Source organism: Rhizobium mulingense (genome assembly GCF_029194105.1).
GTDB classification, from domain to species: domain Bacteria; phylum Pseudomonadota; class Alphaproteobacteria; order Rhizobiales; family Rhizobiaceae; genus Rhizobium; species Rhizobium mulingense.
This window is the reverse complement of record NZ_JARFVE010000024.1, coordinates 1-22,029: the sequence shown is the minus strand read 5'-3', so window position 1 is coordinate 22,029 and position 22,029 is coordinate 1. Positions and strand designations below refer to the sequence as shown.

Here is a 22,029-nt window from a genome sequence, read left to right as displayed (position 1 = left end):
CCTGCCCGCTGTGGCACGCTGATATCCCCTCCGACCCGACCTCGGAAAGCACGGCAATCAGCCGTCAGCTACCCCACTCCCATGGACACGATCGAAAAAACACTGATGCCCACCTACTCCTCAGAACCTTCACCACCTAAGGGGTCTACGTGGCTCCGCTTTTCCAAAGCATTTTAGAATATCGATTTTGCATGATGGCGACCAGTCCGGTTGCACTAGCATATGCGTAATCTGCAATTGGAGACCAACAACGGTGAAAACAGAACAGGCCCGCGGGGCGGTAAAATTTTCCGAGACGCCTCTAACATTCAAGCTAATCTTAGCCCTGCCGCGGCGCAGACACCTCCGACGGACTGTCAGCCGATTCGACGATGGTCTGGCGAAGGGAGCCACGCTTTCGCGGATCCTCGAGGCTTGGGCTGAGGTAAAGGGATCAGGAGCGGCGCATGCAACGCGCACCGCCCGCTTCATCGAGTCTAGCAGTCACGTATCCGCTTTATAGGCCGGACATGTGAGCGCACCGTTCCCATGTGAAGCGACTGAAAAGAATGCGCTTCATCACACCTTTCACTCTCAGGAGAGACCGCCATGGATAACTCAGAACGATCGCTGTGCTACAACATTTCCGAGGAAGATGATCGCACCCGGGCCATGGCGGGGTGGATCGAGAATATGACCGGGGCACAAACGCTTACGGGCATGCCGTCCCGATCAACGCCAGATCCCCATGCTCTTTCGCCTTCGTCGCCAACGCGACCATACTCGCTCTCTTCCGAACCTCCAATTAAGGTGCTCGACAGATCGACATTTGCCAGAAAAGTAAGGGAATTTTACGGTGATGAAATCAAGCACATTTCCGTCAATCCACAAGAGTACTCGCCCTTCGTGTCCTCTAAAGCCCTGCGTACGGCTACCATCGCTCGACTCTACGGCGGCACCGACAATGATACGCCCAGCGCGCGATATTTCAGCTATGATCTGGGAGAACGAAGCGTTGGGCTTTTAAGAACAGAGGATGGATTTAGCATCGAAAACGAGCCGTGGCGGGAACTATTTCCCGGTCGAAAAAGAATCACGTCGATTGTAGACCTTCGCGTTACTCATCCGCTTGTCGAGAACGCAGGCGATATTCTGCTCGAACATCAACTTCAACTCGACGGCGAACAGCCGTTGATCATGTCACGTCCCGCTACGCCGGAGATGGGAACCCGTCTAGAGCAGATGGGTTTCGTTGATGTGGGTGAAAATCGCTGGGTGCTCGACCCTACGCAACATCCCGACAAGTGGACAAAGAATAGCAAGGGTGGATGGCAGCGCGCCGACAAACCTTGGAGTTATCTCTCTAAAACCGTGGAGTATCTTAGCGACGATGAAGCAGGTGTCGAGGAGCATTCGAGTGACGCCAGTGTCGAGACAGATTCATCCGATGATGACCCGTCTTGGTACTTCGAACACCTCAATTTGAACCGCGGCTAAAAGCTTGCCTCATCGTGAGGACTTTTTGCGCCGCCGGCTGAGAGCCTGTGAATGTTTGGTGGCGGAGGCGATTGGATTGTGATTCTGTTGGGTCGTTGATTTGCTTGGAGGATGATGGTGGGCGACGACCTGTTCGAAGGATTGCCGGTGCATGGAGCGCGGCGAAGTGCTCAGGTGGGGCGCGGGGCGGCGCGCATGCGTGAGCCGGTGCGCGATCAGGTCGAGTTGCGTGCCGTCGATATCGACAGCTTGATCGGCCAGGATCACGCGGTGCGGGTCATTTGGAGCTATGTCGAGGGGCTGGATCTGAGCACGCTCGAAGATCGGATCAAAGCGCGTGAGCACCGGCCAGGCCATCCACCGATTTCGCCACGGCTTTTGCTGGCGCTGTGGCTCTATGCCAGCAGCGACGGCGTCGGCAGCGCGCGGGCGCTGGAACGGCAGTGCGGGAGCCACGACGTCTATCGCTGGCTGTGCGGCGGTGTCTCGATGAACTACCACACGCTTTCGGACTTTCGGGTTGGTTGCGCCGATCTGCTCGACCGGCTGCTTGCCGAGCATCTGGCGGCGCTTGCCGATGCCGGCCTCGTCACTCTCGATTGTCTGGCGCAGGATGGCGTGCGGGTCCGGGCAAGCGCGGGGGCCGCCTCGTTCGGCCGCAAGGCGACGCTTGATCGGCATCTTTCCATTGCCGAGGCGGTTGTGGATCAGCTCAAGCACGAGGTCGATGCGCGTTCGGATGCCAGCACTCGGCGCATCGAGGCGGCCAGGGAGCGGGCGGCGCGCGAGCGCGGCGAGCGGCTCAGAGCAGCCCAGGTCGCTCTTGACGAGATCGAGCGCCATCGCCAGGCGCGCGAAGAAAAGCGCGGCAATCGCAAAAAGCCGAAGGAGCCGCGCGCCTCCAGCACGGATGCACAGGCGCGGGTGATGAAGATGGCCGACGGCGGCTTCCGCCCGGGTTATAATGTGCAGGTTGCGAGCACGGCCGGTGAGCAGTTCGTGGTCGGGCTCGAGGTGACCAATGCCGGCTCCGATCACGGCCTCATGCGGCCGATGCTGGAGCGGTTGCGCGCGCTAAGCGGCCATCTGCCGCGGCGCTATCTCGCCGATGGCGGCTTTGGCAGCGCTGAAGATATCGAGTGGGCGCACGGCGAAGGGGTTGAGGTCTTTTGTCCGCCCACTCAGTCCAAGCACGGAACCGATCCCTTCTTGCCGCGGCGCGGCGACGGTCCGGGTGTGTCGGCCTGGCGAGCCCGCATGGCAAGCGAGACCGGCAAGGCTCAGTACAAACCCCGCTCGATCTGCGAATGCATCCATGCCCGCTGGCGCAACTGGAATCTGCGACAATTGACGGTGCGCGGCATCGAAAAGGTCCAGGCCGTCGTGCTCTGCTACGCACTCACCAACAATATCTTGCAAGGCCATCGGCTCGCCAACGGCTAAGCCAAGGCCATCACCCAGCGCCCATACGCGACCATCCGAACGCAGCGCGCAATCGTCTGACGCTCGACTGCATCGGCCAGCCAAGACCGGCCAAAACCGCACCATCTCAAAAGCTTCACAAGCTCTGAGTTGATACGCCCTTGTATTACGGGAGGACGCAGGCGAAGATTAGAGACTGCAATAATTGCTGCGACTCTCTGCGACGGCCCGCCTCATGCTGCACTCCGATCCTGCCGCGATGCAGATTGGCGGGGCTGGCTTCTGGGTGGTCCGCAACGATATCGCCGTTTGGGGTATCTTCTGATAATGGCCGTCGGGTTCGAAAACCTTCTGGTTGAGCCCGTAAAAGATCACCCAGGTACTCCCCAGGCGCCTCATGAATAACGACACCGAAGCGCTTGAACTCGAATCGCTCGTATCCGGACCCGTCGCCAAGCCCAAGGCGACCGTCCGACACGATGTCGATGAATGATCAACGTGCGAGCTGACCGGAAACCGCACGGTCCGGTCGACATCATCGGGACGCGCCCATGGGCCCCATCGGCACGCGTCGGCGAATAGCGGCGAGATCCGTCTCGTCGGCGCGTTCCAGTTCTCGACCATCGGCGTGCGCACATAGCCGAGCTCTTATGGCCGTCAGGCCCACTCGACGCGACGCCAACTCGCATGCCAAACTTTTCGTGATCAAGATCAGGCCCCTTCCAGGCAGCGTAGCCGTTGCGTCTGGGATCGCCCAGCAACCCGCCCAGCGAGGCCACATTGAAGATCACAGGGCCGCGCGGCAACGCCGCACCGCACCGTTCCGCTTCCAGGAAGATCCACGGCAACGACAATGTCGCCGTTTGTCGCAAAGGCATCGACCAGAGCGCGGCCAATCCCGCCTGCAGCGCGTGTAATGACGGCGGGTGTCTGCTTGCTTCATGGATTAGCTTCTCCTGCTCCGGCGTATGCGATCTAACGCTAAAGGAGCCAGATGACAGCAAGTTAGCACCACGTCCCGGAAAAGAAGAGTTCGGCACCAGCTGAACGCGCCGCTATTCCGCCTCGGCTTTCATGCTCTTTGCCGCTTCCGAGCGTATAGACCGGGTCGTTAGAATGCGATGTTCCGATCGGCTGCCTGAAACCGAACCGCTCAATCTCTGGCGACGCCGCCTGCTGTGTCTGCTCCTCGAGCCAATCATAGACCACTGTGCGGTCGGCAATTCTCCACTCCCCTTCCCTTTTCTGAAAATGGTCGCAATATCGACCACATAGGAGAAACCTGGCAAGTATGATCCGGCCGCAGTCCGGCCCTCGTTGGAGCGCAGTGAAGTAGCTCTCGACAGCTGCTTCAGTCGGGCTGATAAACTCAATCAGAACGTTGGTGATCTGGTGGATGTTACGCGGTTCGGTCTTGAAGACACCAAGCGTGAACTCAATGAATCCCTCGGCGGAGCCCGGATACGCTCCGTGAACGTCCTGCGCATCAGGCCAGAAGGAGCTGCGCAGCCCCGCCTCGTCCGCCCGTCTATCCCGCGGCAATACCGATAGGACAGTCGCGGATCGTTCGCGATCATGCAATTCGACCCATTTTCGTGGTCCATGGCCCGTCGCAAGTCTGGTCTTGAGTTGAAAATGGCGTTCTATGCATCTGCGAACGGACATTCGCGCCGTCGGCGCTTGACTTGGTCTCGCAATGCCACTTCCCAGGGAACGTCTGTGAACTCAAACAGCGTGCGTAGGACAGCAACTCCCGCGCAATCAAGGACCATTGGTGCGTTGGATTTTGTCTGCAAGAACAGCCAGGGCCTCTCTGCGCTTGTGTGGAAGGTAGGTAACGGTCCATTCGGCGACAATGCGATCGACGAGTTCGCCAGAAAGAGACCAATGTCGACTGGATCCCCGTTTGCGGCCGCCGGGGCTGCCGGTGCCTGTCTCGGCGAAGTCTCCTCCAAAGCCTGTGATCCGAACGATCCTGCCTGGCTCCCAATCGGGCTCGTCTGACCGAGCGGGAGCGGCTGATCGACGCGAGGGAGAAATCTGGGGCCAGGCGGCTCGCCTCTCGGCGTCACCCCACGTTCGGCTGGTTATGCCATCCGCGGGCATCAAATCGGGGTGAAAGAAAGTTCTAAGCCTGGTGTGGTCGAGCGGCCCGACCTGCCTCCTCAACTCAAGCACTCGAGGCGAGCCACCATTTTACCGGTGTAGGTCTATTGTCGAATGCCTGACAGCCCTATGTCGGGTCGCAAATGGAGGAACCGGACAAAAAACGCTAACCAATTGAAAACCTAAGCAATTTTCATTGGCATGGCCCTTGCTTCTTGAACCGCCAAGTTAAGCAGCAACGGAGCCTTTAATGCCCCCACCAATGATTTCGCTCAAGAACCTGACCAGCACGACAACTATGAACCAACTGCTGGCCACAGCGAAGTCCACTGCTTGCGCCGCGTCATTGTGCGGTTCGTCCGCAAAGCCGCACCACGTCGAGCCGGCTGTCTGGGAGAAAATCACGGACCTTTCCTGCTATTTAGAACAAGCGCACTACTATTTCGCGCGCATGCACGTCGTAGCCGCACCAGCTTGCAATATCCAGTGCAACTACTGCAATCGTAAATACTGCGCCAACGAAAGCCGGCCGACGCCTGACCAGGCGCTGCGAAAGGTCGTTGCGGTCGCCAATGAAGTCCCTCAGCTTTCCGTGCTCTTTATCGCCGGACCAAGCGATGCCTGTTATGACCGGAAGAAGACAAAGGCGACATTTGCACGCGGAGCCACAGAGGTCCCCGATATCAAGCTGTGTCTTTCAACCAACGGTCCGGCAGTGCCAGACCGTGTCGGCGAGCCTGCTGACATAAATGTTGATCACTTGACGATCACCATCAAAATGGTCGATCCGAGAGCCGGCGCGAAGATATCCGCGCCACTGCAGGGCCGAGCCGCAGCTCAGCAGAAGCCCGGATACAAGCAGACCCCGCGAGCACATAGGCATCCAAGTCTCGATATTCGTCCAACATGCCTGGCACTCTCGGGCGCAGCAGCGCTGAGCCCTTGGTCATCTCCCCGCGCAAAATCCCCGTTTGCTCTCTTTGATGCTTCGGGAGCATCCCGATCACCGCTTCTTGTGTCAGTCTGCTCCCGTCTCCAACGCTGCGGCGACCTCCTTGCGCAGCCATTTATGCTGCGGGTCGTGATGGCACCGCTCGTGCCAGATGAGCATGACCTTGTACGGTGCCGGCTCGAGGGGTGGATCAACAACCCTAAGCGGCAGCATCGCGGAAACTTGGGTCGCAACGCGGCGCGGGACGAGCAATACCAAATCCGTCCCCGAAGCCACCACCGCTGCCGTGAGAACGCTGGAAAAAAGTATGGGACTACGATCCTCTCGCAAGTTGGGCAAGTGGTCGTAGATCGGGCCGAAATGGTCGGGGGAGTCCGTACTGATGGCAGCGTGACGCAAGGTCGCGAAGTTGTCGATCGTCCATTCCTGCGCCAGCGCGGGATGGTCGTGGCGCAACAAACACGCGAAGCGGTCTGTATAGAGACTGCGCCGAAAATAGCCAGGCAGTTGCACGTCAATATGCCCAACGGCCAAATCAATATCACCTTGCTCAAGCCCCCGCACGGCACGATCAAACGGCAAACAGGCGAGTGTGTCGAGATGAGGGGCACGCTCGCGTAACCACGGCAGGAGGCGCGGTAGTACAGCCAAAGCTTGATGATCGGGGATCGCCAGCGTTGCCCCCCTCCCCCATTCTTTTGAGATTACGCTGCGGCTTGTCACCATCTCTCGGATCGTACGCAGTGCCGACGGCAGCCTTTGAGCCAAATGTTCGCCTTGCGGCGTTGGGATCAAACCCGTTGAAGACCGCACCAGGAGATCATCATTGAACAAGCCGCGCAGCCTTCCCAGTGCCCGGCTCATCGCCGGTTGACTCCGCCCGATGTGCTGGCCCGCGTGCGTCACGTTCCGGTATTCGAGCAGAGCCTCGAGCGCCACCAGGAGGTTGAGGTCTATTGATGCTAGGTTTATCTGGTGTCCAGTGAGGCGCTCTCCTCTCCAATCTTGCAACATCTTTCGCCTATAAGCGAGTTGATCCGTCACCTCTTTTTCTACATTGCGTTTCATGAAGTTCATTCCTCAACAATCAATTCCGGGTCCAACGTTTTTCGAGTTCATCTCGGCGGTGGAGCGCGGGTGACAACCTCCATGGCATTGTGCCATCACGCGTCCAATGGGCGGCCAGATCTGTGTGACGATGGCGATCACATGGAACATCGGGGTGTCCCACAGGAATATAGAGCCCGTGTCGACCTCCCCGAGCCCGTTGCAACAGCCTCGCATCCGATACTGGGGTGCTTGGGTGAGAGAGGCGCACGCGCTCGAGCACAGCGTTGCAATAGGCCTCGGTTGCATAATACGCGATGCGGTCGATGTCGCTGAGCTGAACACCTGCAGATGCGAGGCAATATTGAATCGAACGAATTGGTAGCGTGTTGGAGTGCTTGATCCGGTTAAGGCGCTCCTCCTCGACTGCCGCTATCATTCGGCCGTCGCGAACGCGAACCGCAGCCCCATTGTGCATAAAGCTGTTCGGTAGATCGAACGAATTTTCGTAGACTCTGCTTAGACGCCCACTCAGCCCTAGACACAGCATGTTGCTCTCCAGTCCGTTTCGAAAGGTAGGTCGCTCTGGCCCGACCGCCGGCTTTCGTAAGTTCAAAGCTTGTGTTTGACGTGTCAGATAGAGCTCACAGGCGAAGCCGATACTAATAGCGACCGGCTCGGCGACATTGCCGACAATCGATGCTGCGCAACCTTCTTGATGCTATAGTTGCGACGCCGCACGGAAACCCTGACCGAAGCATTTGCAGCAGAACTGCACGTAACCTATCCACATTACTCAGTCCTTCATATTTCGGCCCGACAGCCGCAAGAAAATCACGAGGTTTGGTGTTCCTGCAAAAGACGCAGATCATGTCCTTGCGGCTGCGAGCGCGCCTGCTCTGGCTTCTAGTCATTGTGAGGGATGCACTCACAGATTTAGTCGACCAGGCAACAGTGCTTCTTGTGAGAGCCCATTAGCACTGAAACGGCAGAAGCAACGGCCAAGATTTGGCCGATCACGTCCAACGTGATAACAATCGAGGCCAGGCAACTGACAGAGTGCTCCAACTCGTTTTCCAGCACAGTCTCTACCGAACCTGAGGACCCATTTTTAGAACTCCACACAATCGTTCTGCACAGCGCTCTTCAGCGTTTTTTCTAAGGGCAATTGTTTTGACCAGTAAAATTGTTTGTTTGGATGGAATGCGTGCAAAAAAGGGATGGGTGGATTCATAGCAAGGCGAGCGGCACTTTCAAACAGCGGCCGTGATGATCAACGTTTACGGCAAATCCGCCTCCGACGTCGGTGCCGACGACCGACCTCCGAAATCCTCGTGTATCGTCGTACCCGCAACACTCCTTCTCTACTCTGGTTTTCAGCCGATAAGCCTAGCCGCAGCTTCGCCAGTCGGCACGTCGATAAGCGTGATCGGGCTTGCTGCAAGGAAACGGCGTTGGTTGTTGGTCGGCGCTGCCGCATCCAGCACCGCAAAACGTGGTGCGTTGGATCGCGTCATGATCTGTCGGGCGTAGGCGCGCAGCATCTGGTCGTTGAAGCGGCAGCCGATGAAGAAGAGCCGAAGAGCCTCTGTTGGTGCGCCGCTCCTTCACCGCTTCGCTGACCCACCTGAGCGGCGGAACTCCTTCCGTCGCTGATGAGGCCGTTGATGGCCTGCTCGCCCGGCCTTCCGGTGGGTCGGCCGGCATCGAGAACAGGCGATTATTACGCGGCGGGCGCGGCGCGCGAGGTTTCGATGCGCTTCAGTCCATCGGTGATGGCCGCGAGCCCTTCCCGCAGCGTCTGCCCTATAGTGCCCGGACCGATGTCGATTGGAGGATTGTCAAGCATGGCTACAATGTCGCTGCCGTTGAGATAATCGAGCTTCTTCTGGACTGTGGTTCGGACACGCTCGGTCGCGCTCGACAGTGCCTCACCGTTGCGTTCGGTGATGGCGGAGAGCTGATCTGAAAGCTCTCCTCCGAACTGCAGGAAGATGTCGTCGACATACCTCCACGTTCCGCCGCGGGCTTCCACATCGACCATCTGGTTGATCTTGCTCTTTACCTCATCCCGCAGCGTCAAGGCAGTGTCGAGATGAGCCTGCCATATAGCTATGATACTTTCGACCGAGTTCTCGATGGATTTGGTCCGTTCGGGCTGGTCTGCGATGCCAAGAAGGACCAGAAGTTGATCATCGTTACCGGGCCGCGGGACCACCGCTGCGATCAGACGCTCCACAACCGCGCGCCTACGGGCTGCATCGCCTAGTTCCTTCGGCCATTGCGACGACACTATCTTCGCAATCCTCTCAGAATTCGCGTTCTCTAGCGGATAAGAAAGTTGTCGCTCCTGAGCCTTTGCCTTGATCAGACGGAACAAGGACTCTACTACCTCGTCTTGATCGAGAGCGCCCGTTGGAACTCTGTTCAGATCGATCCCATTCACCACGACCTCTTCGCGGCGGTCGCCGTTTGTCTCGCCCTGCCCCGCCCCATCGGGCATGTCATCCACATATTGAAGATTTCGCAGATTCTCAGGATAGGCCAGCATCAACAGAAGTCGGCCGGCGAAGTTGTGCAGCGTTGCCTCCTGCTCTTCCGGAGGCGTCGCAGCCAGCACACGTTGCAGCCAATCCGCGATCTTCGTGGTCAGATGGGACAACTCTGCGGTCTGTCCCGCGCCAATTTGCGCGCTGAGACTTACTGCGTGATTGGAAATGGTCGCGGCCGCGGCGGCAATGCCCTCCTTCACTTCCGGGAGAAGCTGCTCCAGGAGCTCAGCCCCGCCTTCACGCTTGCTTCTCTCTTCAGTTTCTTCAACACTCCCTGCAGAGTTCCCTTCCGCGCTATCGAGCGCCGTCATCGGCCGATTGAATTCTTCAGAGTCGTCGGGCGGAAGAAATTGGGAGTTCTCCTCGGCGTTCATCTCAAACTGCTGAATGTCTTCTTCAGTTAAGATTCCTGCTTCCTGCATGTCAGGCAACCTCATGCGGAAGTTCACGAAATACTTCTTCATCACCTTTTGGACCTGCGGGAACCCGGCCTTTCCACCATCAGCCAACTTGACGAGGATAACGCCGTTTTCGTTCATCCTGCCCGTGCCTCTCCGCAGAAGCGAAAAGTTCTCCTTACTACTATCCTCATCATCTTCAAAAGGCATGTTTTTCAAAGTTTGTGCCAATCCATTGAGCTTTTTCTTACTCACCAGGACAGCAGGCTTCCGCAGATCGCCAACCGTGCCAACCGCAAAGCAGAACTCCAAATCCGCTCTGTTCTTCGTCTGGTCGATCAACTGCAGAAATTTCTTCGCTCTTGTCCTATTGTGCTTCATTCCGGCCATTATATCTCTCCAGTTTCCTGTTCTAGATCAGTGTACGTCGGTTGATAGGGTGGGACAGGATCTGATCACCCAACTTCCCGAAGATCTGCCTGATGGAGGTGACCGCGCTCTCCAGCGGTCGAGTCGAGCGGGAAAGCGGCGCGCCGAGATCAAGCGACGATCGCCGCCAGTCGCAGCCGTGACCGCCTCCGATCCGGCCGGCAACCGACATGCCGACCTCTCCCGCCGCAGACCTGCGTGGGCGTCTCGTGACCCCATAGGGCTTTCCCAGCGCCAGTCGGATGCTATCCCGGCGTTCATAAGAAATCTGGACATCGGAATTCTGACAGCAGATTGCGTGACAACGGGCTCATCACGCTGTCAGGCTGGAGGTTAAAAACCGCCCAATGGCGACCGGACACCAGTCGTACCTGAATAAGGTCCCCTCCTCCCAATGGCTGCTTATCCGCCTCATTTAAGAGGCGAAACAGCGCCCAATGGCCGCTCTTGGAGAGGGTGGCGCCTTGAAAACCGATGAAAGCGACGGAAGCGCCGCCGACGCCGCCGGCCGTAGGCCAATGGAAATGCATGGCCGCGGCGGCCGTTCCTCGTCGATGTTCGAGGCGCTGGCCGTCGATGTCTACCACCACCTGGTCTGTCAACGGATCGGTCTCGGCGACGGTGAGCAGGAATCCAACTGACACCTGGCCGGCATCATCGAACATGGTGTCGCGGATCGTGGCTGCCCGTTGGAACTGGGCCAAGGTATTGCGGCCGATAGGGAAATCGACACCGCTCGTTGGCCGAAACTGCCACGAACCTTTGGATTTGTCGACGAATGGGGAAAGGTTCTCGGCGAAGAAAGTGTCGATCTCCGCCTTGCGGCCGAACAGTCGGGCGAAATCGCTCAAAGGGATATCCCGGCGGGATCCGCTCGCGAAGGGATACCGTCCTTCGGTAGCCCGTCGGCACAAATCGCCGGGGCCGCCCGCCCAACCGCTCGCCAACCCGCGCCTCATGCCGCTGACGGTTAGGTCCGAGCTGTGGCGGCTGAGGCCGAGGATCCATTGCCGGATGGGTTCGGGCAGATCGGCCGCCCCCGCCTCGATCTGTTGGATGGCGACGCCCGCCTGCCCGTTGTGTTCCAAGATGTTCGAACCCGCCAGCCCCTGCGCCTGGCTGAGGGAGCGATACAGTTCGCCGAGATCCCGGAGAGCACTGTCGATCGGCGCCTGCGCGCCCGCTTGGCTGTTCGACGGCACTTCGACCAGCTGGTGCAGCCACCGGAAATGATCGCCCATATAGAGCTGGACGTGAGCTTCAGGCGTGTCCGCGGCCGGTTGAGACCGGAAGAGTGCCTCGAGCTCGCTTGGCAACACCTCGCCCTGGGGGACACTGTCACCTTTAGTCAAGCCGTCCTCGGGAGCCGGTGGTTGCTTGAGCTTTAGCTCCTGCGCCGCCGCGAAAAGGAACAGGCGCATTGGTGACGTCGGCGCGGACAGCGTGTTCAAGGTGCGCAGCGCGTCATCGATACCCCCAGACGGGCGGATGGACATATCGCCAATGAGCTGGTCCCAGTGCAACGCGAACTCCTGAGCGTAGAGATCCGCCGCCGAACGCCGCAGCTTCTGGCTCACATCACCGGCTGCAATCGGCGCGACTACCTGTGAGTCGAGAACCCAGCCTTCTGCAGCGACAGCGTCAGCCACTTGCGGCAGCAATCGCAGGAAGGTTCCGTAAAACCCCGCCCTCGTGTAGATGCCAGGAACCCCCTCGCTGAGCGGCTGTCCCGATTTGCGAGCCAAGACGCCCTGCGCCAGCGGCCCGGCATGGTCGGCCAGACGCCAGGTTGGCGCCCGCGAGGCTTCGGGACTGGTCGCGATGATGTCGAGGACGCGGCGCGCCATCGAGACGGTCTGGAGCTTCGCGCGGCTCCTCTCGATCAGTTCGCCATTAAGCTCACTATGGGGCAGCGGCCCTTCCATGAGTGCATCCAGGTGATCAGCGAGCGCGCTGCGCAGGCCGGCATCGGCTTCGGCCGGAAACATCACTCGCCAGTCGGCAGCCATCCAGTTTTTGACGACCGCGCGCTGGAGCGGACCCTGCTGACCCAGCATCAGGTAAACCTTTAACGCCTGGTAGACGAACTGATCATCGTCGTGCCGCTCGACCAATAAGGTTTCCAACCGGAACATCAGCCGCGGCAGCAGGATGGTGTTCACGGCGCGGCGGTACGCCGCGAGCGTCTGAACCTTGATTTTCTTACTCTGGTCGAGACCCGAACTTGATAGGCGGCCGCCCGCGCTGTCGCCGTTGGCATCACGCAGCCGCTGAAGCAGTGGCAGGATGGGTCGAAGATCGCCACTCTCAACCCGGTCGAGCTTCAGCTTTTCGGCCCCTCTAGCATAGCTGCCAGCCATTAGGCGAACGCTCTCGATCAGCTGAACATTCCGAATATAGCTGAACGTCCATAAGACGCTGGCGGTAACAATGACCGCCGCTATCATCGTGTAGGCGCCATACCGGATCCGCCGCTGGCGCCGATCGAAGCGGTGATTGGCATCGACGAGCCCAGCTTCGGCGAAAACGACTTCGCGCAGCAGCCGGCTGATGAAATAATTACGGCCCGGGCCACGAAGCGCTGTACAGGGCGGCTGAGCGATCTCGAAGGTCTGAGATCTGGCGTTCGCAACTCGATCGAAGGGCATGCCAATTTGCGTGCCGCTTAAGAAGTAGACGCCGCGGAGCATAAGCGGTTCCTGGAACGAATTCCCGCCAAAGGCTTCCTTCAAGAACTGTTGCGTCAGGTGCTTGAGGCTAGCGACCTGCTGTGGGAAGCCGAACATGAGCGCGCGACGCTGGAGGTTGCTTTCGTGCTGCATTCGTTCAAGCAGCCTTTCGTTTAGGCGGCCAACAAGCGCATCGTATGCTGCGGCAAACGCCATCGGATCGCCTTCGTCCTCCGACGCCTCTTGCGCATAGGTGAACCCCCACACCGCCTCCCGCCCCTCGCGACCCAGATCGTCGAAGAATTCAACAAATCCCGCCAGCAGATCGCTCTTAGTGAAAAGCACATAAATCGGCAGTTGCAGGCGAAGCTCCCTGTACACTTCGAGGAGCCGCTCACGGATACAGCGCGCGCGATCGGCGAGCACTTCCTCGGATGTAGAATTCAGCTCGCTGATTGCGATCGTGACTAAGACACCGTTCAGCGGCTGCCGTGGCCGGGAGCGTCTGAGCATATGAAGCAAGCCACGCCAAACCGCTTTGTCCCGGTCTGCATCACCCTCCTGTATCGTGTAGCGCCCAGCAGTGTCGACGAACACCGCGTCATCGGTGATCCACCAGTCGCAGTTTTCCGTACCCGCTAACCCACCGGCGGCTCTCAGACCGGACCTCGCCGCCATCGGAAAGCTGAGCCCGGAATTGACTATTGCTGTGGTCTTCCCCGAGTTGGGCGGACCGATCATCACATACCAGGGCCGCTGATAGAGCCACCGCCTGCTGATACCTCCTGCGTAGCGGCGCCCCTTGAGTGTGGTAAGGGTCTCGCGAAAACGATGACGAATCGCCTCCAGCTCTCTTTCAGCAAGCGTGCTGGCTTGCCCCACACTTCGGTCGGAAGGCCTTGGGTCTCCCTTCTTCTGCTCGGCCCCACCCGCGTCCAGCGCTCCCGACACTCGTGATTGGACGAGGTCTTCAAAATAGGCCTGAACCTTGTAAAGCTGGGACTGGATCAAGTAGATCACGGTGTATCCGACCGGAATCAGCATCGATGCCGCGATCTGGCTGCGAAGGCTGTCAAGCGGCGCAAATCCTCCGACCGAGATATGCGGTCCGAGCGTGAAGATTAAGGCACATACGATCGCCGCCCCGCCGACACGGAGCCATTGCCACCTAAGCGCTTTCTTGATTGACTGCATGGCTTGTCTTCATTGTGTCTTTGTGATGATGATTTGAATCCGACGGTTCCGCGCGCGGCCCTCGGGCGTGTGGTTCGAAGCGACCGGTTCTCCGCTCCCTCTGCCCTCTTCTCGCACGCGGCCTGGGTCATCCATCATGGATTTGATAATCTCGGCAGCTGCGCTCGCACGCGCGAGCGAAAGGGAATCGTTTGAAGGGAAGGCGAGTGATTGCACCGGAATGGCGTCGGTGTGCCCGGTCAGGAGGACCGATCCCGACTCACCGTTCAGAGAACGACCAATTCGTAAAAGAAGCGGCAGGAACATTTTCTTCACTTCCGGACTAGCAGAATCGAACATCCCGGAGGCGCGAATGATAACGACGATCTGCTGTGGGTCCTCGGACACAGTGACAAGCCCTTCGCGGATTTCGGGCTCGAGGAAGTTACGCAGTCGGTCGCTGCTCATAACAACCTTTGGTGGCAATGCGATTCTCGCCGATCTGACAACGCCGTTCGGCGGCAATGTCGCGATATCGTTGAAGACAGCGTCGGCGCGGGCATTTAATGCATGCAGGAGTCCGGTATAGATCGAGAGGAGTAATCCTGCCCCAAACGCTACGACGGCCCAGATTGGAACGATTGTGCGGCGTGGCTTCGGATTATTTGAGTTCCTCCGCCAGTGCGGGGATAGTTCGCGCTCGAAGTCACCACGGGCTGCTCGGATCAGGCGGTAGACGTCTTCGCACAGCACACTGAGCTCTGCGGCTCCTCCCGCAGTGACGCGGTAGCGGCCTTCGAAGCCCAACCTCATGCAGTAGTAGAGCAGCTCCAGCAGTTCTATATTGATGGCCGGTTCATTTTTCAATTGCGTCAGCAGATCGAAGAAGCGCTCGCCGCCCCAGGTATCGCTGAACAGCGATCCCACCAAGCTGCGCGTCGTCCAGACGCTGTTGCTGCCCCAGGCTGTGTTCAGAACGATGTCATCGATGGTCGCGCAGAGGGCGTATTTGCAGACCTTGATCGCTCGCGAGGGCAATCCGAGCGGCGTGATCCGACGCTCAAAAGCATCGATCTCCCGCAGCACCCTAAGGCGCAGTGCTTCAACGTCGATATGGCTAGCACTGCTCTTGAGCTGAGCGCTGAGACCCAGCAGCGCCGCCGCGGCCGCGACCAGTGGATTAAGTCGGTCGAGCGCAAGCATCTCCCAGGTAAGTTCGTCCGCCACTGGCGATGACGGCGAAGGGACAGCCAACTGCTCCTCGGCGTGAAGGAGGACGAGTGGCTGGGATTTTGGCATCGTTTCCTCAATCACCATCATCAACCCGCCCACTTCCCTTCGGAGCGGACGCTCTCATCGTGGGATCGGCGGGCGGGTCGACTACGCTCTCGCACTGGGCGCGCGAAGTCGGCGCCGAAGCTCCGGAGCAAATCGGTTTCGATGCTCGATACGACGTCATTGAAGACGCGCACGTACGCGCTCCGGTTTCGCGCCTTATGGTTGCGGTGCAAAAGGGAACGGGGCCGCCCCATCGCCTTCTCGATCCCTGCTAGGGACAAGCGTGCACGAACGCTGGACAGAGCCTTCTGCACAGCCGCGAATGACACGTCATGCGTCCCACGGTCGGTGAAGGCTTGCTCAACGGCCAGGTCTCCGCGGAGGAACCCGCTGGAGTCATTGCACAGAACTGCGAGCAACGCCTCACCGACATCGGGAACGAGACTCAGGGTTTTTTCGTCGGAACTCTTATTTCTGAATAATTGTTCGCCAGCTCTCGCTCGGAGAGTATGCTGTGCAGCGCGGCGGAATACAGAAGCATTTTCCCTGCACGATCCAGCACGCTTACGATGCCGGCATTCCGGACATCTGCCAATGATAAGCCGCAGGCGGCAAGGAAAGCCGTGACCGCCGCTCGATGATTCTTGGCGAGATGATTGCTCCACCTTGGGTTGCGTCAAGATGGGGGCCCGATCTGGCACACTGTCTGCGTAGATATCCCACGGACTTCTCATCATGCCCGCCAGCGCGTCTAAACGAGTGCCTAAGAACGGCAATGGTAGGAACTCGCCGTCCCTCAGGTCCAGCAGCGCTTCTTCACCCCGGGTGCAATTGCCCGCCAGGAGCGACGAGGCCGTTTCGAGGGGGCCAAGAAGACTCAACTCCTCACTTGTCGCTGCAAGTTGTCCCTCCGGTTCGGCGGCACTCTCCGCAATGGATATCGAAGGCGACACCGCGACGACATCGGTCCTATAGGCGCCGATCTGAATAAAATCGCTGGTTTTCCGGGCGACCGGCGCCTCTGACGGAAGCGGCACCGCCTCGTCATTTTGACATGTGTCGTCGCGGCCTCGGTCGATCAGTACGTATCGCCGTGCCATGCACTCGATTGAGCAGTGGGATTTCGAGACCATCTGTTGATCATCCGGCAGAACCAGGCTGTTGCCTGCTCGGCTGGTAGTCAGTCCACCAGCCGCGTCGCCCGGCACGAGATATTCCGGAAAACTACATCTTTTGCTGTGTACACGTAGCGTGAGGGGCATTGGTGGGCTAACTCAAATGTGGGTTCTGTCCGGCTCGGATGGCCCAGAGAGCCATTTCGAGATTTGGGAAGTCGCCAGCAACGTGCAGCGCCAAGCCGGCGGATTGGGGCATCTCCTTCCAGAAGCGGCTATTTTGATCGATCTCGAAATAGCTGAATCCAACATGGAACGGGATCTGACGCGGCGCGACCGGTAGGGGATTGATGATAATGCCGGGCAGTGCGACATTGACGAGTTCCGTGATTTTCTCCGCCGGGCCGATCTTAATCTGAGACGGGAACTCGCGCCGGAGGCGCTCGACCTCAATATCAGCCCGAGCAGCCAGCACGAAGCTCGAGGTCGTAAAGAGAGAGCGGTCGGCCACCTCAGCCACATGGACACCGTATTTTTGCCGCTGCAGCGGTACGGGGACCGCAGTCTGCTCAATCACTGCACCCAGCGAAGCCCGGATCGACTGCATCACTGGCAAAAACGCCTCCGCGAGAGAGTCGTGCTTGTAAACACCAAGGGTCGGGGCACGTTTATCGACGCGGGCGAACGTGGCTAGTTCACCCGCCAACTGGAGCATGACAACATACAGCGATTCCGGATTTACAACGGCGGCCTTGGACAGGTGGCAGAAGTACGGCTCGTACCGATTGATCGCCTGCAGCAGAAGGAAGTCCGCGAGCTCTGCAACCCGGTTCGTTCCCGACTGAGAGACCCGAGTGGCCAGAGCTTCACCACGATGGTGAAGCAGGCCGGTGATCTCAGTGATGTAGTTCGAGAGGACCCGGGAGCTGGCGCAGTCGGGGGTTGGCGGCACGTGCGTTTCGTCCAGAATGATCTGTCGGTCGGCCCGGACCTCTATGATACGGGCGATTGGGATGCAAGTGTAGCCAGACCGGTCTGCCGCGTCCGGCAGCAATCGAAAATCCAGCCTCGCTACGTCGATGGAGGCGCTGCCTCGCTCGCCAGCGTTGGTGTCGACAACATCCTCAGTGGAGACTGCGAAGCGGATAGGTACGTCAATTCCCGCTTGCGCGTCGGTTTCAAGAGCGCCGGGTTGATAAAACGGTACCGCCAAGTGAATAAGCGAATCTCGAAAATCCGGCGGAACGTCGTAGGGAGTTGGCTGGTTGGCTTCGTCAGGAATACTGAAGGGCATCCCGTCCTCCAAGACGCCGCGAGCCGCTTCGATGGCGATCTTTCCGAGACCAAGCAGCTCTCGATTGAGCCGCAGCTCGCTGATACCCCACCCGTACCCATGCAAAACCGCCGTCCTGCTGCGCACCAGCTGTTCGACGTGACGATCGGCCTGCTGAAAATGCTGCGGGCGGAGGAACAAGCCCTCCGACCAGACGACCCTATTATTCCACGACATTCAAGACTCGCCTCGCGTCCACCTGACAGAACGGCTTTCTCCGTAAAAGTAGCAGAGCTTCACTGCCCCCTTGCATGCACATCTGATATCCAACAATGCGCTGGTAGAAGGGCATCGCGTGTCGGGACAGCTCAGATATGCAAGCGCCGAAGCTCATCAGGATTGGTCATGAGCCCCCTTGCAGCGCGACAAGCAAGGGGTCTCATCTAGACTGTCGCTCAGTAGCCCGTTGCCCTCAGAGCCTTATTGGTCGTTCATGTTCACACTGACCTACAACGCGCCAATTCGCCTGTCCTGTCACTCGTACGGGATGAATCTCGCAAATGACCGCCCGGAAGCCTTGAGAGCCGGCGCCGCAAGTACGGGGCCAAAAGAGCAGCGCAACAGGCAAGGTGACACGTGATGCGCATTGCCTCGTCGAAAATGTTCCTGAATACGCTGAGGCAGTGCCGCCGCCAACATCGTCTTCACGCGCCGCCGCCCCTAGGTGTTTAGTCCCGGCATTTGATGGATGGGGTCGATGATGAATCGATCCGGCTCCAAAGTCCATTGTCTGCAGATGAACTCGTAAGGCGTAAGGCCCTTTAGCGTCTTGAGCCGGCGCCCGAAATTGTAGGCGTCGATAAAGTCAGCCAGATGTTTTTTCAACTGCGCATGATCGTCGTAGTGGAAGCGCTTGACGGTCGCCTCCTTGATCGTTCGGTTCATCCGTTCGACCTGTCCGTTGGTCCAGGGATGCTTCACCTTGGTCAGGCGATGCTCGATGCTGTGATCGTCGCAGACCCAATCGAAGATGTGCTGGAAGGCATTTCGATCACAAGCTCGGTTGGTGAACTGAATGACATTGTCGGTCAAAACGGTGTGAATGGTGTAGGGCACTGCCGTGATCAGATTGCGCAAGAACTGAGCGGCATTCATCTTGCCGGCTTTGGTGTAGAGTTCCGCGAACGCGAACTTGGATGTTCGGTCAATTGCGACAAAGAGATAGAGCTTGCCCTCGGCCGTCTGCACCTCGTCAATATCGATGTGGAAGTAAGCGACCGGATAGCTTTTGAACTTCTTCTTCGGCTCCTTGTCGCCTCTGACCTCCGGCAGACGTGAAATGCCGTGGCGCTGCAAACACCTGTGCAACGACGAACGCGTCAGATATGAAATGGTCGGCTGAAGAGCGTAGAGGCAATCATCGAGCGGCAGCAACGTGTGCCGGCGGAAGGCGACGATAACGGCTCTTCTTCGAGGGAAAGGGTCGTCGAGTGCGGGTCCTTTGGGCCTGTAGGAAGGTCGACCAACGATGTCCGCTTCTTCCATTTCGCCACGGTTTTCTGGTTGATCCCGTATCGCTTCGAAAGCGTTCTCAGGCTCTCTTCACTATTTTGTATTGCTCGACGGATTGCCTCTGTCGTCGTGGCGCTCCCGTGTAGAACCTGGCCCATAGTGCTTCCCTCCATGCCAAGGAAAATATTGCACCATCAAATGCCGGGACCAAACACCTAAAGCGCCTTGACGACCAGCTTAGCGATTAGACAACCACCTCCTGGACACGATCCACGAACCGGTTGCAGTCCCGGTTCGCGCCAGGTGCGGGATAGCAGCCCTGGCGGCATGGATCATTCATGCGGCGAAGATAGGCATTTCCACATTTGGTGATGCCCAATAGCTAGCGAATGGGATATGCGCTGCGCCTCATGTTGGCGCGCGAGCACATGCTAGATGGCACGGTGGAGATCGACCGTTTTCATCTCGGTGAGCGACCGAGAATGGATCCGGACGGTCTACCGCCTGGACGGGGCCGAAAAGGCCTTTCGATACATGCAGGGCGCGCGACGGCGAAAGGGATCGAACCGCAACCTGCCTGATGGGCGGTGAGGCGTTCATGGCGATTGGCAAGAGCTTTGCTACGCATGAGAACGTAAAGCATTCGAGCCGCGAATTCGTCCAAGTCGCCGTCCACTCGGTGGGAGGTTTCAAGGCCCGGGTCCGCCGCACCATTGCCGGCGTCTTTCATCATATCAGCCCGCAGCATGCCTTGTCTTTCCACGAGATCGGCTTCCGCTGGTCACAGCGCATTGTTACGGGCCAGGCAGTGCGGATACTAGTCACGGCTGCCGCCGGCGCTGCGATTGCTGCAAGTCTTTCGCGCTATTACCGGCCGGCAATGCGCAGAAGTCCGGATGCCGGGATCATCGTTAAATCTCCCAGCCTTTTGTGATAAGGCCGCGTTGTTTAGCGGAAGCCAGCAAGGAGTTCGAAGACGAAGGCCGACCTCACTGGCGCCGCAATTGGCGACAGTTGCCACTACCCAGGTATCGGTGGGCCAATCCCACCATAGAAGAGATCATGTCGATGTTTCGTCGTAACCGGCTTGCGCGGCACCGGCGGCCGTCAGCGTTGATAGCAATCCGTGCCGATCGCCACATCAAGCGCGGACCTCCGGTCTGGAGAACGGGTCGTCGCTGCATCTCTCGAAGGATCGCCGCTGTTGTTATGGGTTCACGCAGGAGCTGCGCCATAGCCGTTCACTAACCGGATGCGAGCATATCACCTGTGCATGCAACCCAATACCGGGACTGCGCTAGTTTGAATCGCGGGCTCTTCTCCGTGGTTTTCGAGGTTCTGCTGCAATGATGCGTTTACGCTACCAGTTATCAACGGCCTGGCCATGTCTTCGGGATCTGCCGGCCTCCCGTCACCTGAGCTCGATTCCGCAGAGCCGCCCCATGCCACAACAGCAAAAAACGGGACCCACGGTGATTAAGCGGCGTCTGAACGAGGCTCGGCAAGCTGGAGCGGTCGATGGTCGCAGTCGCGCCCCTTGCACTCTGGTTAAGTCGCTTGAGCCCCTGATAAATTCTGACCTTCCGTCAGCAGTCGGTGCTCGACAGCTGACCCCTTGTTTCCTGAAGGCCATATCCCAGGGGGGTGAGCATGGTTGACAGGGACCCTCGGACTAAGGGGCAGTGCTCTTCGCGGCCGGATGAGGGCCGGCACCCAGCGGATCAAAAAGCGCAGTCTTCAGTGGCGCGTGTCGATCAAGTGGCCGACAACTTCAATTCGGACGACATCTGGCAAGAGAATTCTGTATTGCGTTACGTGGAAAGGCTAAGCGTCCACCAGCCAAGCCCGCCGACCGAGCTTCAAAGCCCTGAAGAACAAACCCCGCAAATGATGGCTGACATGACGGAACTGACGAGAGTTCCGGTCGTCCCGGCAGAGACCGCGTTCAACCTCACGAGGACAACAGATGAATACAATAATGCCGATCGCACTATTCACCTCGTCGAGGGCCAGCCGCTGGAGACTGGCCCTCAGCGCGGGGGGCTGCATGGCCTTGGGAATTTAGAAGCCTCAGCGGTTGCCGGGCCCACCGAGGTGCCGGGTGGAAGAGAGGAGCATTCGGCCATGTCCGAGGTGCCCGCGGAGCCCAGCGATCCGACCGGTGGCGGGCGCAAGAGGCGGACTACTGAGAAGGACGCAGATCCCAGGCCCAGCCGCAGGCAGACGTTATATGCTCAAAGGCCGCAGGCGTTGGCGCCTGATCTCAGCGCCGCGAATGCCGGCATAATCGTGGGGGCCTCAACGGGCGATCTCGTCAATCGAGCGGCGTTCCGGACGGTGTCGGCCCAGGACCAGGCGAGGCTGGACGAAATCGCCAGGCAGACACCGCGGCAGTCGAGGCAGAGCAAGGGGGCGTGGGCGGACGCGCTGAAGGCGGCCCATCCCGATCTCAGCGCCGCCGATGCCGCCGTAATCGTGGGCGTCGTAAAGCGGGTTATCGCCAGGAGGGCGGCGTATCGAACGGTGTCGGCCCAGGACCGGGCGAGGCTTGACGAGATCAAGGCGGCGACACCGCAGCTGCCGGGGCAGAGCAAGGGGGCGTGGGCGGACGCGCTGAAGGCGGCCCA

Annotated in this window: 8 protein-coding genes and 7 pseudogenes; 5 read left to right on the top strand and 10 right to left on the bottom strand. The window is 59.0% G+C overall.

The window, feature by feature from the left end; genetic code table 11:
* The first annotated feature begins 588 nt into the window (after nucleotides 1-588).
* Both PYR71_RS29525 and PYR71_RS29520 read left to right on the top strand, forming a co-directional pair.
* The gene (locus tag PYR71_RS29525; RefSeq protein WP_040111827.1) at nucleotides 589-1,476 is read left to right on the top strand and encodes a hypothetical protein; all 888 of its coding nucleotides are present in this window, start codon (nucleotides 589-591) and stop codon (nucleotides 1,474-1,476) included.
* 111 nt (nucleotides 1,477-1,587) lie between these two features.
* Nucleotides 1,588-2,919, top strand: coding sequence for an IS1182 family transposase (locus PYR71_RS29520; RefSeq protein ID WP_077991417.1), 1,332 nt, complete (start codon nucleotides 1,588-1,590; stop codon nucleotides 2,917-2,919).
* A 984-nt stretch (nucleotides 2,920-3,903) separates the two neighbouring features.
* Here PYR71_RS29520 and PYR71_RS29510 read toward each other — a convergent pair.
* Nucleotides 3,904-4,479, bottom strand: a pseudogene (locus PYR71_RS29510) (nuclear transport factor 2 family protein).
* 775 nt (nucleotides 4,480-5,254) lie between these two features.
* Here PYR71_RS29510 and PYR71_RS29505 point away from each other — a divergent pair.
* Nucleotides 5,255-5,812: pseudogene (locus tag PYR71_RS29505) on the top strand (radical SAM protein); the annotation flags it as partial.
* Nucleotides 5,813-6,022: 210 nt separating this feature from the next.
* On the opposite strand, the gene PYR71_RS29500 reads toward PYR71_RS29505, so the two are convergent.
* From PYR71_RS29500 to PYR71_RS29460, 9 genes and pseudogenes are all read right to left on the bottom strand, one after another.
* The gene (locus PYR71_RS29500; RefSeq protein ID WP_040111826.1) at nucleotides 6,023-7,033 is read right to left on the bottom strand and encodes a LysR family transcriptional regulator; all 1,011 of its coding nucleotides are present in this window, start codon (nucleotides 7,031-7,033) and stop codon (nucleotides 6,023-6,025) included.
* A 193-nt stretch (nucleotides 7,034-7,226) separates the two neighbouring features.
* A pseudogene (locus tag PYR71_RS29495) lies at nucleotides 7,227-7,553 on the bottom strand (carbamoyltransferase N-terminal domain-containing protein); the annotation flags it as partial.
* 826 nt (nucleotides 7,554-8,379) lie between these two features.
* Nucleotides 8,380-8,626: pseudogene (locus PYR71_RS30905) on the bottom strand (SIR2 family protein); the annotation flags it as partial.
* Nucleotides 8,627-8,726: 100 nt separating this feature from the next.
* Nucleotides 8,727-10,343 (bottom strand): hypothetical protein, encoded by a 1,617-nt coding sequence (locus tag PYR71_RS29485; RefSeq protein ID WP_064842681.1) that lies wholly within the window; start codon nucleotides 10,341-10,343, stop codon nucleotides 8,727-8,729.
* A 296-nt stretch (nucleotides 10,344-10,639) separates the two neighbouring features.
* Nucleotides 10,640-14,245, bottom strand: coding sequence for a type VI secretion system membrane subunit TssM (tssM, locus tag PYR71_RS29480; protein WP_077991410.1), 3,606 nt, complete (start codon nucleotides 14,243-14,245; stop codon nucleotides 10,640-10,642).
* Nucleotides 14,246-14,254: 9 nt separating this feature from the next.
* Entirely contained in the window at nucleotides 14,255-15,544 is a 1,290-nt protein-coding gene (gene icmH, locus PYR71_RS29475) for a type IVB secretion system protein IcmH/DotU (RefSeq protein ID WP_012489524.1), read from the bottom strand.
* The gene (locus PYR71_RS29470) at nucleotides 15,544-16,710 is read right to left on the bottom strand and encodes a type VI secretion system-associated FHA domain protein (RefSeq protein ID WP_077991407.1); all 1,167 of its coding nucleotides are present in this window, start codon (nucleotides 16,708-16,710) and stop codon (nucleotides 15,544-15,546) included. The genes icmH and PYR71_RS29470 overlap by 1 nt, the downstream gene beginning before the upstream one ends.
* A 61-nt stretch (nucleotides 16,711-16,771) precedes the next feature.
* Entirely contained in the window at nucleotides 16,772-18,127 is a 1,356-nt protein-coding gene (gene tssK / locus PYR71_RS29465; RefSeq protein WP_064842673.1) for a type VI secretion system baseplate subunit TssK, read from the bottom strand.
* A gap of 483 nt (nucleotides 18,128-18,610) precedes the next feature.
* Nucleotides 18,611-19,560: pseudogene (locus PYR71_RS29460) on the bottom strand (IS481 family transposase).
* Between the two features lie 228 nt (nucleotides 19,561-19,788).
* Between PYR71_RS29460 and PYR71_RS29455 the strand changes: the two are divergent.
* Nucleotides 19,789-20,336: pseudogene (locus PYR71_RS29455) on the top strand (transposase); the annotation flags it as partial.
* 1,355 nt (nucleotides 20,337-21,691) lie between these two features.
* A pseudogene (locus PYR71_RS29450) lies at nucleotides 21,692-22,029 on the top strand (hypothetical protein); the annotation flags it as partial.

Coding starts and splice junctions, on each gene's coding strand:
- PYR71_RS29525 (WP_040111827.1), top strand. CDS start 589: ATGGATAACTCAGAACGATCGCTGTGCTACAACATTTCCGAGGAAGAT.
- PYR71_RS29520 (WP_077991417.1), top strand. CDS start 1,588: ATGATGGTGGGCGACGACCTGTTCGAAGGATTGCCGGTGCATGGAGCG.
- PYR71_RS29500 (WP_040111826.1), bottom strand. CDS start 7,033: ATGAACTTCATGAAACGCAATGTAGAAAAAGAGGTGACGGATCAACTC.
- PYR71_RS29485 (WP_064842681.1), bottom strand. CDS start 10,343: ATGGCCGGAATGAAGCACAATAGGACAAGAGCGAAGAAATTTCTGCAG.
- tssM (WP_077991410.1), bottom strand. CDS start 14,245: ATGCAGTCAATCAAGAAAGCGCTTAGGTGGCAATGGCTCCGTGTCGGC.
- icmH (WP_012489524.1), bottom strand. CDS start 15,544: ATGATGGTGATTGAGGAAACGATGCCAAAATCCCAGCCACTCGTCCTC.
- tssK (WP_064842673.1), bottom strand. CDS start 18,127: ATGTCGTGGAATAATAGGGTCGTCTGGTCGGAGGGCTTGTTCCTCCGC.